At 64.1% G+C, this 12,902-nt stretch carries 11 protein-coding genes; 10 read left to right on the top strand and 1 reads right to left on the bottom strand.

Translation table 11 applies throughout. From position 1 onward, the window contains the following. Positions 1-61 precede the first annotated feature (61 nt). Positions 62-823 (top strand): glycosyltransferase family 2 protein, encoded by a 762-nt coding sequence (locus ACF8C6_RS13295; RefSeq protein ID WP_392499737.1) that lies wholly within the window; start codon positions 62-64, stop codon positions 821-823. On the opposite strand, the gene ACF8C6_RS13290 is transcribed toward ACF8C6_RS13295, so the two are convergent. After that, the gene (locus ACF8C6_RS13290) at positions 820-1,905 is read right to left on the bottom strand and encodes a glycosyltransferase family 4 protein (protein ID WP_392499736.1); all 1,086 of its coding nucleotides are present in this window, start codon (positions 1,903-1,905) and stop codon (positions 820-822) included. The genes ACF8C6_RS13295 and ACF8C6_RS13290 overlap by 4 nt on opposite strands. 126 nt (positions 1,906-2,031) lie before the next feature. On the opposite strand from ACF8C6_RS13290, the gene rfbB reads away from it, so the two are divergent. From rfbB to ACF8C6_RS13245, 9 genes are all read left to right on the top strand, one after another. Next, positions 2,032-3,096: a dTDP-glucose 4,6-dehydratase gene (gene rfbB, locus ACF8C6_RS13285; protein WP_392499735.1), complete on the top strand. Its 1,065-nt coding sequence runs from the start codon at positions 2,032-2,034 to the stop codon at positions 3,094-3,096. Then, positions 3,093-3,965: a glucose-1-phosphate thymidylyltransferase RfbA gene (rfbA, locus tag ACF8C6_RS13280; protein WP_392499733.1), complete on the top strand. Its 873-nt coding sequence runs from the start codon at positions 3,093-3,095 to the stop codon at positions 3,963-3,965. The genes rfbB and rfbA overlap by 4 nt, the downstream gene beginning before the upstream one ends. Further along, entirely contained in the window at positions 3,962-4,507 is a 546-nt protein-coding gene (gene rfbC, locus ACF8C6_RS13275; RefSeq protein ID WP_392499732.1) for a dTDP-4-dehydrorhamnose 3,5-epimerase, read from the top strand. The genes rfbA and rfbC overlap by 4 nt, the downstream gene beginning before the upstream one ends. Then, on the top strand, positions 4,504-5,373 hold the full coding sequence (gene rfbD / locus ACF8C6_RS13270) for a dTDP-4-dehydrorhamnose reductase (RefSeq protein ID WP_392499731.1): 870 nt from the start codon (positions 4,504-4,506) through the stop codon (positions 5,371-5,373). Before rfbC ends, rfbD begins: the two co-directional genes overlap by 4 nt. Positions 5,374-5,418: 45 nt before the next feature. After that, positions 5,419-7,227, top strand: coding sequence for an ATP-binding protein (locus tag ACF8C6_RS13265; RefSeq protein WP_392499730.1), 1,809 nt, complete (start codon positions 5,419-5,421; stop codon positions 7,225-7,227). Next, positions 7,224-8,585, top strand: coding sequence for a sigma-54-dependent transcriptional regulator (locus ACF8C6_RS13260; protein ID WP_392499729.1), 1,362 nt, complete (start codon positions 7,224-7,226; stop codon positions 8,583-8,585). The genes ACF8C6_RS13265 and ACF8C6_RS13260 overlap by 4 nt, the downstream gene beginning before the upstream one ends. A 389-nt stretch (positions 8,586-8,974) precedes the next feature. Then, positions 8,975-10,402, top strand: coding sequence for an arginine-ornithine antiporter (arcD, locus tag ACF8C6_RS13255; protein ID WP_392499728.1), 1,428 nt, complete (start codon positions 8,975-8,977; stop codon positions 10,400-10,402). A gap of 18 nt (positions 10,403-10,420) precedes the next feature. Continuing rightward, entirely contained in the window at positions 10,421-11,671 is a 1,251-nt protein-coding gene (gene arcA / locus ACF8C6_RS13250) for an arginine deiminase (protein WP_392499727.1), read from the top strand. Positions 11,672-11,761: 90 nt separating this feature from the next. Further along, complete coding sequence (locus ACF8C6_RS13245) at positions 11,762-12,772, top strand: ornithine carbamoyltransferase (protein ID WP_392499725.1); 1,011 nt, start codon at positions 11,762-11,764, stop codon at positions 12,770-12,772. Positions 12,773-12,902 lie beyond the last annotated feature (130 nt).

Genomic DNA, 12,902 nt, shown 5'->3' with positions numbered 1-12,902 from the left:
TTGCCCCCGGCAATACCGGCACCGAGACTTGGATTCGATGTGCATTTCATTCAGCGTCATCATGATCGTCCGCAACGACAGGCTGCGTTTCCGGCGAGCACTCGCCAGCGTACTGGCACAGAAGACCGAGGCGCTGGAGATCATCGTGATCGACGGCGGCTCGACCGATGGCACCCTGGACGAAATCACCGCCCACCAGGAACAGCTCCACTACTGGGAATCGGGCCTCGACAAGGGCATTGCCGATGCCTTCAATCGCGGCATAGCGCAGGCACGCGGCGAATTCATCGCCACCCTGAACAGCGATGACACCTGGGAACCCGACACCCTGCGCCTGGTGCAAGAGGCACACAGGCAGCATCCGCAAGCCTCGGTGCTGTGCGGTGCGGTGCGCTACCTGGACCCAGCCAGCGGCTATGGCTACACCCGCTATCCCGACCCGGGGGCGCTCAAGTACCGGATGTGGGTCTTCCACCCTTCGCTGTTCGTCTCCCATGCCGCATATGCACGGGTAGGCGGCTATGAGCCGCAGTACTCGCACGCCATGGATTCGGAGTGGTGCCACCGGGCGCTGGCCCGGGGCGAGCAGTTCGCAGTCGTACCCGCCGTGTTGGCGAACATGTCGCTCGGCGGTTTGAGTGACCGCGATTTCACCATCAGCCTGCAGCAGTACCGTGACTCGGTCATCCGTCACGGACTGTGCAGCCGGTTGGAGGCGTGGAGCTACTATGCACTCTTTCTCGCCTTGAAAAAGGGGATGCAGCTACCCCTGCTAACCCCGCTCAAAAGGCTGCGTGACCGCTTGATGCGGGGAAGCGACTAGCTCGACTGCAATAACTCAAGCGTATGCTGCGCCGCCCTCTTCCAGTCGAAGCGAGCGAGCTGCTTAGGAATCCGCGCAACGCAGTCAGCATAAGTTTTCTGATCAGTCAGCAACCGCTCGATACCGGCGCGGATGCTCTCGACCCGCAACGGGTCCACCAGGCAACCTCCGCCGCCGGCGACTTCCGGCATGGAGCTGCAATTGGCGGTGACGACCGGAACGCCAAACTGGAAGGCTTCCAGAATCGGCAGGCCGAAGCCCTCATACAGCGAGGGCATCAGCAGCAGCCTGGCTTGCGAGTACAGGTAGCCAAGCTCGTCCGCGCTGACGGCCCCGAGGGCGACCACATCCGCACCAATGCCCAGCTGCTCGACCAACTGATCGAGGTCGACCAGCCAGCCGTGTCCGCCCGCCAGCACCAGCGGATAGGCGGCGCGTAGTGCCTGGGGAAGCTGTGCATAAGCTTCGAGCATACGCCGGATGTTCTTGCGCGGCTCGGGCGTACCGACGAACAACAGGTACTGCTGCGGCAGGGGGCGAGTAAAGGCTCCCGCCTGCAGGCGGGTCACGCCGCAGGGTATGACCCGGATCTTGTCCCGGGTGGCGGAGAAATAGCGTTCGAGGTCACTGCGGCTGGAGGCGGAGATGGTGATGATGCGCGCGGCCTGGCGCAGCGAATGTGGCATCTGCAGGCGCTCGGACCAGTACTGCAGACGCTTCATGGTCTCGGGAAAGCGTTTCCAGGTCAGGTCGTGGATCGTCACGACGGTCCGTACGGATGAGGGCATGCACAGCGGCAGGTGATGGCGCGGCGACCAGAACACATCGATGGCATCACGCCTGAGCTGACGCGGTACGCCAACCTGGTACCAGAAGTGCTCGGCCAGTGTGCCGGACTGCCCGGAGAGGCGCACGGTGACGTTCGGCCGGTCAGTGAATGGCGCGTCGAAGGCCTGGTCGCAGTAGAGGAACCACTGCACGTCTTGCGCCTCGGTGAGGATGCTCAACAGCTCCCGGGTATAACGACCTATACCCGACAGAGGCCTGCTCAGCGGCCTGCAATCGACACCCACTCTCAACATCTGCGTCTCTTCTGTACGGGGAAGGGCAAGATCAGCCCGCTAAACGGCTGGCGAGTCCCTTGCAAAGCGTAATTACACCCGACAAGCTAGCCGCCTTCAATTTCAATCTGATACAGCAGGCATTGCATGCGTATTCTGGTAACCGGTGGCGCGGGCTTCATTGGCTCGGCACTCGTCCGCCATATTCTGTGGCAGACCGAGCACAGCGTGCTCAATCTCGACAAGCTCACCTACGCCGGCAACCTGGAATCCCTCGCTTGCATCGAGGACAACCCGCGCTATCAGTTCCTCCAGGCCGATATCGCCGATGGCCAGGCGGTGAGCAGTGCCCTCGCCGCGTTCCAGCCCGATGCCATCATGCACCTGGCGGCAGAGTCGCATGTCGACCGCTCGATCGATGGCCCAGCGGCCTTCATCCAGACCAATATCGTCGGCACCTATGCCCTGCTGGAGGCGACCCGCGCTTACTGGTCGAGGCTGCCGGAGGCTCGCAAGCAGAATTTCCGCTTCCACCACATTTCCACCGACGAGGTGTACGGCGACCTGCACGGTATGGACGACTTGTTCACCGAGACCACGCCCTACGCGCCAAGCTCGCCCTACTCAGCCAGCAAGGCTGCCTCCGACCACCTGGTTCGCGCCTGGCAACGTACCTATGGGTTGCCGGTGCTAATTACCAACTGCTCGAACAACTACGGCCCCTTCCACTTCCCCGAGAAGCTGATACCGCTGGTGATCCTCAACGCCCTGGAGGGCAAGCCGTTGCCGGTGTATGGCGATGGCCTGCAGGTACGCGACTGGCTGTTCGTCGAGGATCACGCTCGCGCCCTGCTCAAGGTCGTGACCGAGGGCAAGGTCGGCGAGACCTACAACATCGGCGGCCACAACGAACAGAAGAACATCGAGGTGGTACGCGCCATCTGCGCCCTGCTGGAGGAGCTGGCGCCCAACAAACCAGCCGGCCTGGCGCGCTACGAGGACCTGATCACCTTCGTCAAGGATCGTCCCGGCCACGACCAGCGATACGCCATCGACGCCAGCAAGATCCAGCGCGAGCTCGGCTGGGTGCCGCAGGAGACCTTCGCCAGCGGCCTGCGCAAGACGGTGCAGTGGTACCTGGACAACCTCGAATGGTGCCGCCATGTACAGGACGGCAGTTATCAACGCGAACGCCTGGGAGCAGACGCATGAAAGGAATCATCCTCGCCGGCGGCTCCGGCACCCGCCTGCATCCGATCACCCTCGGCGTGTCCAAGCAGCTGCTGCCTATCTACGACAAGCCGATGATTTACTACCCGATCTCGGTGCTGATGCTGGCCGGCATCCGTGACATCCTGATCATCTCCACGCCCCACGACCTGCCGCAGTTCGAGAAGATGCTCGGTGATGGCAGCCAGTTCGGTGTGCGCTTCAGCTACGCCGAGCAACCGTCGCCCGATGGCCTGGCCCAGGCCTTCCTGATCGGCGAGAACTTTATTGGCCACGACTCAGTGTGTTTGATCCTTGGCGACAACATCTTCCATGGACAGTATTTCAGCGAGATGCTCAAGCGTGCCGCCGATCAGACTCGCGGCGCCACGGTGTTTGGCTACTGGGTGAAGGACCCCGAGCGTTTCGGCGTGGTGGAGTTCGATGCCCAGGGCAAGGCCATCTCCATCGAGGAGAAGCCGGCACAGCCGAAGTCCAGCTATGCGGTGACCGGCCTGTACTTCTATGACAACGACGTGATCGAGATCGCCAAGGCAGTCAAACCCTCGCCACGCGGCGAACTGGAGATCACCGACGTCAACAACGCCTACCTGCAGCGCGGTGACCTGCGCGTGGAGCGTTTCGGCCGTGGCTTCGCCTGGCTCGATACCGGCACCCACGACAGCCTGCTGGAGGCCTCGCAGTACGTGCAGACCATCGAGCACCGCCAGGGCCTGAAAGTCGCCTGCCTGGAGGAAATCGCCTACCAGCAGGGCTGGATCGACCGCGACCAGCTGCTCAGCCAGGCCAAGGCCTTCGGCAAGACCGGCTACGGCCAGTACCTCTACCAGCTGGCAGGTGAGCAGGCATGAAGACCATCGCGACGACCATCCCGGAAGTGCTGATCCTGGAGCCGAAGGTGTTCGGTGACGAGCGCGGTTTTTTCTACGAGAGCTTCAACGCCCGTACTTTTACCGAAGCCACCGGTCTGCAGCGCGACTTCGTCCAGGACAACCACTCGCGCTCGCAGCGTGGCGTGTTGCGCGGCCTGCATTATCAGGTCGAGCAGGCCCAGGGCAAGCTGGTGCGGGTCACCGTCGGCGAAGTACTGGATGTAGCCGTGGATATCCGCCGCAGCTCGCCGACCTTCGGCCACTGGGTCGGTGTGCACCTATCCGCCGAGAACAAGCGCCAGCTGTGGATACCCGAGGGTTTCGCCCATGGCTTCGTTGTGCTCAGCGACTATGCCGAGTTCCTCTACAAGACCACCGACTACTACGCCCCCGCCCATGAGCGCTGCATCCGCTGGGATGACCCGCAGCTGGCCATCGACTGGCAGTTCGAGGGCGTGCCCCAGCTGTCGGCCAAGGACCAGAACGGCCTGCTTCTGAGCCAAGCCGAACTATTCCCATGAAGATCCTCATCACCGGCCGCCACGGCCAGGTCTCCCGCGAACTGCAGCTGGCCCTGGCAGGCAGTGTCGAGTTGTGTGTGCTTGGCCAGGAGCAGCTGGATCTGGCCAACAGCACCGATATCCGCGAACAGGTTGAAACCCAGCGCCCAGACCTGATCATCAACGCTGCCGCCCATACCGCCGTGGACCAGGCCGAAAGCGAGCCGGAGCTGGCCTTTGCCATCAATGCCACCGCCCCCGCGCTACTGGCCGAGGCCGCCGCGCAGCTGGATATACCTCTGATCCATTACTCCACCGACTATGTGTTCGATGGCAGCAAGAGCGCACCGTATACCGAGGACGACGCCACTGCACCACTGGGTGTCTACGGCCAGAGCAAGTTGGCCGGTGAGCAGGCCATTCGTGCGACCGGCGCGAAGCATCTGATTCTGCGTACCAGCTGGGTCTATTCGCTACACGGCAAGAACTTCCTGCTGACCATGCAGCGCCTGCTGCAGGAGCGCGAGGAGCTGCGCGTGGTCGCCGACCAGATTGGTGCACCGACCTGGGCCGGGACTATCGCCCAGGCCACCGCCGAGCTGATCGCACACTGGCGCGCAGGCAACCACGGCCCCTGGGGTACCTATCATCTGAGCGGCCTGGGCGAGACGTCCTGGTTTGGCTTCGCCGAAGCCATCGCCGAGCAACTGCGCCAGAGGGGCAAGCCCTGTGCGCGGCTCGCAGCCATCCCCAGCAGTGCCTACCCGACTCCAGCGCAACGTCCGCTCAACTCGCGCCTGGACTGCACCCGCCTGCAACGCGACTGGAACATTCGCCTGCCCGACTGGCACGCGGCGCTGCTGGAATGCCTGGCCAGCCCGCGCTGACCTTCAGCCGTGCATAATGCTCCTGTCTTTAAGGCGCATTGCAACATGACCGCTACCCAATCCCTCCGCCGCCCACGTTGGCGCAGCCTGGCGCTGCTGGCGCTGCTGCTGGCACCCCTGCTGTGGCCCTTGCAGCAGCTGGCCGAGCGCTATTACCGCAGCGAGCTGGCCGAGCAGAACCGCCAGACCCTCGACCTTTATGTCGCCAACCTGCTCGGCACCCTGCGCCGCTTCGAGGTGCTGCCGCCGATCCTCGGCGACCTGCCGGACCTGCGCGGCATGCTGCTGACGCCCGACAACCCCGCCGCGCAGGAGCGTGCCAATGCCCTGCTCAAGCGCGTACGCGAGCAGACCGGCGCCGACGTGATCTACCTGATGGACACCGAGGGCTTCACCCGCGCCGCTTCCAACCATGACCAGGCGGATAGCTTCGTCGGCCGCAACTTCAGCTTCCGTCCGTATTTCCAGATGGCCATCCAGGGCCAGTTGGGGCGCTTCTTCGGCCTCGGCACCACCTCAGGCAAGCGCGGCTACTTCTATGCCTCGGCCGTACGTGAGGGCGATCAACTGCTCGGTGTGCTGGTGGTCAAGGTCGACCTCGACTACACCGAGCGTCTGTGGGGGCGTACGCCCGAGCAGCTGCTGGTGACCGACGAGAATGGCGTGATCATCCTCACCTCCGAACCGGCCTGGCGCTTCCATGCCAGTCGACCGCTGAGCCGGGCGGAACTACGCCAGATTGCCGCCGATCAGCCCTATCCCAACCTGCAGCCACAACCGGCGCAGATCGACTGGAAAACCTGGCTGCAACAGAGCCGCGAACTGGCCGAGACGGGCTGGACGGTGAGCATTCTCGCCCCGCGCAATCAGGTCGATCGCCCGGTGCAGAACGTGGTGGCCATCGGCGGCGCCAGCCTGCTCGCCTTACTCGCCCTGCTCGGTCTGCTGCTGCAGCGCCGGCGTCATTACCTGGAGCGCATCGCGCTGGATGCCCGAGCCAAACGCGAGCTGGAAATACGCGTGCTGGAGCGTACCCGCGAGCTGGAGAGCCTCAACAGCCGGCTGAAGGACGAAGTACTGGAGCGCGAACAGGCTCAGCAGAAGCTGGTGCGCACCCAGGACGAACTGGTGCAGGCCGGCAAACTCAGCGCCCTGGGCACCATGAGTGCCAGCATCAGCCACGAATTGAACCAACCGCTGGCAGCGATTCGCAGCTATGCCGACAACGCCGGCGTGCTGCTCGACCACCAGCGCACGGACGATGCCCGCGCTAACCTCAAGCAGATCAGCCAACTGACCGAGCGCATGGCCTCGATCATCGCCCACCTGCGTGCCTTTGCCCGGCGCGACCGCCACGCGCCGGAGAGCGTGGCCCTGCAACCGGCCCTGGACGATGCCCTGGCGCTGCTGGCCAAGCGCCGCCGGGCGCTGGACGTCGAGCTGATCCGCGATCTGCCGGATGCCACCCTGTGGGTGCAGGCCGGGGAGACGCGCCTGCGCCAGGTGCTCGGCAACCTGCTGGCCAACGCCCTGGACGCCCTCGCCGAGAAGGCGCCGCCACGCAAACTCTGGTTGAGCAGCGAAACCACTCCCGACGGGGTTCGGCTGCTGCTGCGCGACAATGGCCCGGGCTTCTCGGACCAGGCCCTGGCGCACGCCCGCGAGCCCTTCTTCACCACCAAGACCAGCACCCAGGGCCTCGGCCTCGGTCTGGCCATCTGCGATACCCTGATGCGTGCCCTGGGTGGCGAGCTGCTGCTGGCCAACCATCCCGAGGGCGGCGCGCTGGTCACCCTGCAACTGCGCCGCGCCGAACCCGCCGCCAATCTGCAACCGCCCGAGGAATTTTCATGACGGCCATCGACGCCCGCACCCAGGTCCTGCTGATCGACGATGACGAGCACCTGCGCCAGGCCCTGGCCCAGACCCTCGATCTGGCCGGCCTTCAGGTAAAGGCGCTGGCCGATGCCCGCGATCTGGCCCAGCGCATCCCGGCCGACTGGAGCGGCGTGGTGGTCAGCGATATCCGCATGCCGGGGATCGACGGCCTGCAACTGCTGGCCCAATTGCACGAGCGCGACCCGGAACTGCCGGTGCTGCTGATCACCGGCCACGGTGACGTGCCGCTGGCCGTACAGGCCATGCGCGCCGGCGCCTACGACTTTCTGGAAAAACCCTTCGCCAGCGAAGCCCTGCTCGACAGCGTGCGCCGCGCCCTGGAACTGCGCCGCCTGGTGCTGGACAACCGCAGCCTGCGCCTGGCCCTGGCGGATCGCCAGGAACTGGGCGCCCGCCTGCTGGGACAATGCGCACCCATGCAGCGCCTGCGCGAGCAGGTCGGCGCGCTGGCCGCCATCCATACCGACGTGCTGATCCTCGGCGAAACCGGCGCCGGCAAGGAAGTGGTGGCGCGCGCCCTGCACGACCTGTCGGCGCGCAAACACGGCCCCTTCGTCGCCATCAATGCCGGCGCCCTGGCCGAGTCCGTGGTCGAAAGCGAACTGTTCGGCCACGAGGCCGGCGCCTTTACCGGCGCGCAGAAGCGCCGCATCGGCAAGTTCGAGTTCGCCAACGGCGGCACCCTTTTCCTCGACGAGATCGAGAGCATGAGCCCGGATGTACAGGTCAAGCTGCTGCGCCTGTTGCAGGAGCGCGTGGTCGAACGGCTCGGCGGCAACCAGCTGATCCCCCTGGATATCCGGGTGATCGCCGCGACCAAGGAAGACCTGCGCGTCGCCGCCGACCAGGGTCGCTTCCGCGCCGACCTGTACTACCGCCTCAACGTTGCGCCGCTGCGCATTCCGCCGCTGCGCGAGCGCGGCGAAGACATACTCCTGCTGTTCCAGCACATGGCCGAGGCCGCCAGCCAGCGCCATGGACTGCCCCCACGCAGCCTGCAGCCGGGGCAACGCGCCCAACTGCTGAGCCACGACTGGCCCGGCAATGTACGCGAGCTGCAGAACGCGGCCGAACGCTTCGCGATGGGCCTGGAACTCGGTCTGCAGCAGCCTGGCCCGCTATCGGGCCAGCACTCCGGGCAGAGCCTCGGCGAGCAGGTCGACGCCTACGAACGCGCGCTGATTAGCGCAGAGATGGCCAAAGAGCATGGCTCCCTGCGCAGCCTGGCCGAAGCCCTGGGCCTGCCGCGCAAAACCCTGCACGACAAACTGCGCAAGCATGGCCTGGTCTGGGGCGGCGAAGAACTGGACTGAGCCAGGTTACTGGCCGGCAGGCTCGCCTCTCTCCGCCCACGACCCACGCCCGCCGCCAACGCCTGATGAAGCAACCTATATTTCTATTTGCGTTAAATAAACTTTCATTTATCGCAAAGTTATAAATCTAAAAGTTGCCAACACTCAGTAAGCGACTCACAACTGAAACTTGCGCGCGATAAAAACTCAACTAGCTTTTCCCCCACGCGCCCCTCTTGCGATGTTCCAGAAGCCTTCTAGTTCGGCGCTCCCATGCAATTCCGTGCTCAGCCATAGAACGGGGAATCAGCAGCGGCAGTGCCTGACCGACTATTGACCGAAGTCAACACTTCTTTTGCCAATAGCGCGCTCAATAGTTGCCATTCTGCTCCGCACACTGGAGGTGTTGGATGTCTGACTCAGCAAACAAACTTAAGTTGGGTGCGTTAATTGCCCTGGTCATCGGATCAATGGTCGGCGGCGGAATCTTCTCCCTGCCGCAGAACATCGCCGCCAGTGCCGGAGCCGGCGCCACCTTGATCGGCTGGCTGATCACCGGGGTCGGCATGCTGACCCTGGCCTTCGTGTTCCAGACCCTGGCCAACCGCAAGCCCGAGCTCGACGGCGGTGTCTACGCCTATGCCAAGGCCGGCTTCGGCGACTACATGGGCTTCTCCTCGGCCTGGGGCTACTGGATCAGTGCCTGGATCGGCAACGTCAGCTACATGGTGCTGCTGTTCTCCACCCTCGGTTACTTCTTCCCGGTGTTCGGCGAGGGCAACACCCTGCCGGCGATCATCTGCGCCTCGATCCTGCTGTGGCTGCTGCACTTTCTGGTGCTGCGCGGGATCAAGGAAGCGGCCTTCATCAACACCGTGACCACCATCGCCAAGATGGTGCCGCTGGCGCTGTTCATCGTGATTGCCGCCATCGCCTTCCAGTTCGATGTGTTCACCAGCGACTTCTGGGCCGTCGGCAATACCGAGCTGGGCAGCGTGATGGATCAGGTGCGCAACATGATGCTGGTCACCGTCTGGGTGTTCATCGGCATCGAGGGCGCCAGCATCTTCTCCGCCCGCGCCGAGAAACGCAGCGACGTGGGCAAGGCCACGGTGATCGGCTTCGTCGCCGTGCTCCTGCTGCTGGTGCTGGTCAACGTGCTGAGCCAGGGCATCATGGCCCAGGCCGAGCTGGCCGGGCTGAAGAATCCCTCCATGGCCGGCGTGCTGGAGCAGGTGGTCGGCCCCTGGGGCGCCCAGCTGATCTCTATCGGCCTGCTGGTGTCGCTGGCCGGGGCGCTGCTGTCGTGGACCCTGCTCTGCGCGGAGATCATCTTCTCCTCGGCCAAGGACCACACCATGCCGGAGTTCCTGCGCAAGGAGAACGCCAACCAGGTGCCCGCCAATGCGCTGTGGCTGACCAACGGGCTGATCCAGCTGTTCCTCATCATCACCCTGTTCAACAGCTCCACCTACCTGAGCCTGCTGTACCTGGCCACCTCGATGATCCTGGTGCCCTACTTCTGGTCCAGCGCCTACGCCCTGTTGCTGGCCTGGCGCGGCGAAACCTACGAGAGCGGTAGCGGCGAACGCAACAAGGACCTGCTGATCGCCCTGGTCTCGTCGCTCTACGCCATCTGGCTGGTGTATGCCGCCGGCGTGCAGTACCTGCTGCTGTCCGCCCTGCTCTATGCACCGGGCGTCATTCTGTTCGCCAAGGCCAAGCGCGAACTGGGCCAACCCGTGTTCACCCACATCGAGAAGCTCATCTTCGCCGTTGTCCTGATCGGCGCCGCCATCGCCGCCTATGGCCTGTATGACGGCTTCCTCAGCCTCTAATCCGAGAAGGAGTTCGACATGTCCAAGAAAGCCCTAGGCGTCTATTCCGAGGCCGGCAAACTGCACAAGGTCATGGTCTGCTCGCCGGGCCTGGCGCACCTGCGCCTGACCCCCAACAACTGCGATGAACTGCTGTTCGACGACGTGATCTGGGTCTCGCAGGCCAAGCGCGACCACTTCGACTTCATGACCAAGATGCGCGAGCGCGGCGTCGAGGTGGTGGAGATGCACAATCTGCTCGAAGAAACGGTACAGAACCCCGAGGCCCTGAAGTGGATCCTCGACCGCAAGATCACTCCCAACAGCGTCGGCCTCGGCCTGCAGGGCGAGGTACGTGCCTTTATCGAAAGCCTGGAGCCGCGCAAGATCGCCGAGTTCCTGATTGGCGGCGTTTCCGGGGCGGACCTGATCAAGTACAAGGCCTCCGAGGAAGCCAAGATGTTCGCCGCCTACCTGGGCGAATCCAGCTTCCTCTTCCCGCCGCTGCCCAATACCCAATTCACCCGTGACACCACCTGCTGGATCTATGGCGGCGTCACCCTCAACCCCATGTACTGGCCGGCCCGGCGCCAGGAAACCCTGCTGGCTACCGCCATCTACAAGTACCACCCGGACTTCATCAACGAAGACTTCCAGATCTGGTACGGCGACCCGGACAAGGACCACGGCGCCGCCACCCTCGAAGGTGGCGACGTGATGCCGATCGGCAACGGCACCGTGCTGATCGGCATGGGCGAACGCAGCTCGCACCAGGCCATCGGCCAGGTGGCCAAGGCCCTGTTCGCCAAGGGCGCTGCCGAGAAAGTGGTGGTCGCCGGATTGGGCAAGTCGCGCGCGGCCATGCACCTGGACACCGTGTTCAGCTTCTGCGACCGCGACCTGGTTACCGTCTTCCCGGAAGTGGCCTACCAGATAGTGCCGTTCGTGCTGCGCCCGGACGAGAGCAAGCCGGGCGGCATCGACGTGCGCCGCGAGGAAAAACCCTTCATCGACGTGGTCGCCGAGTCGCTCAACCTGAAGAAACTACGCGTGGTCGAGACCGGCGGCGACAGCTACGAAGCCGAGCGCGAACAGTGGGACGACGGCAATAACGTGGTCTGCCTTGAGCCCGGCGTGGTGGTCGGCTACGACCGCAACACCTACACCAACACCCTGCTGCGCAAGGCCGGGGTCGAGGTGGTCACCATCAGCGCCAGCGAACTGGGCCGTGGCCGCGGTGGTGGCCACTGCATGACCTGCCCGATCATCCGCGACCCTATCGACTATTGATGCCACCCACAGCGGCCCGCACCAGGGCCGCCGTCCACGCCGGGCTTAAGCAGTACCGGCGCCAACGCCATTCTCAAGAGGAATTTCGTCATGGCTTTCAACATGCACAACCGCAACCTGCTCAGCCTGATGCACCACAGCACCCGTGAGCTGCGCTACCTGCTCGACCTCTCGCGCGACCTCAAGCGCGCCAAGTACACCGGTACAGAACAGCCGCACCTGCTGCGCAAGAACATCGCGCTGATCTTCGAGAAAACCTCCACCCGCACCCGCTGCGCCTTCGAGGTGGCCGCCTACGACCAGGGCGCCAACGTCACCTATATCGACCCGGGCTCCTCGCAGATCGGCCACAAGGAGTCGATGAAAGACACCGCCCGCGTACTCGGGCGCATGTACGACGCCATCGAGTACCGCGGCTTCAAGCAGGAAATCGTCGAAGAGCTGGCCAGCTATGCCGGCGTGCCGGTGTTCAACGGCCTGACCGACGAGTACCACCCGACCCAGATGCTCGCCGACGTGCTGACCATGCGCGAGCACAGCGACAAGCCGCTGCACGACATCAGCTACGCCTACCTGGGCGACGCCCGTAACAACATGGGCAACTCGCTGCTGCTGATCGGCGCCAAGCTCGGCATGGACGTGCGCATCGCCGCGCCCAAGGCCCTGTGGCCAACCGACGAGCACGTGGCCGCCTGCAACAAGTTCGCCGAGGAGAGCGGTGCGCGCATCACCCTGACCGAGGACGTCAAAGAGGCGGTCAAGGGCGTCGACTTCGTCCACACCGACGTCTGGGTGTCCATGGGCGAGCCGGTCGAGGCCTGGGGCGAACGTATCCAGGAGCTGCTGCCCTACCAGGTCAACATGGATGTGATGAAGGCTACCGGCAATCCGCGCACCAAGTTCATGCACTGCTTGCCAGCCTTCCACAACAGTGAGACCAAGGTCGGCAAGCAGATCGCCGAACAGTATCCGCACCTGAAGAACGGCATCGAGGTCACCGAAGAGGTGTTCGAGTCGCCCTATTGCATCGCCTTCGAGCAGGCGGAAAACCGCATGCATACCATCAAGGCGATTCTGGTCTCGACGCTCGCCGATGTCTGACCACGCTACTTCAGACATGCACGACTAGTCCCCTCTCCCCTTGGGAGAGGGCTAGGGTGAGGGCGTTGCTGACGACTCGGTGCTGCCGGGAGACTCCCTCACCCCCACCGCCTCTCCCAGAGGGAGAGGG

This window comes from Pseudomonas sp. zbq_18 (assembly GCF_043102245.1).
Taxonomy (GTDB): Bacteria; Pseudomonadota; Gammaproteobacteria; order Pseudomonadales; family Pseudomonadaceae; genus Aquipseudomonas.
Note: the sequence above shows the minus strand (reverse complement) of the source record. Positions and strands in the feature narration are given on the sequence as shown.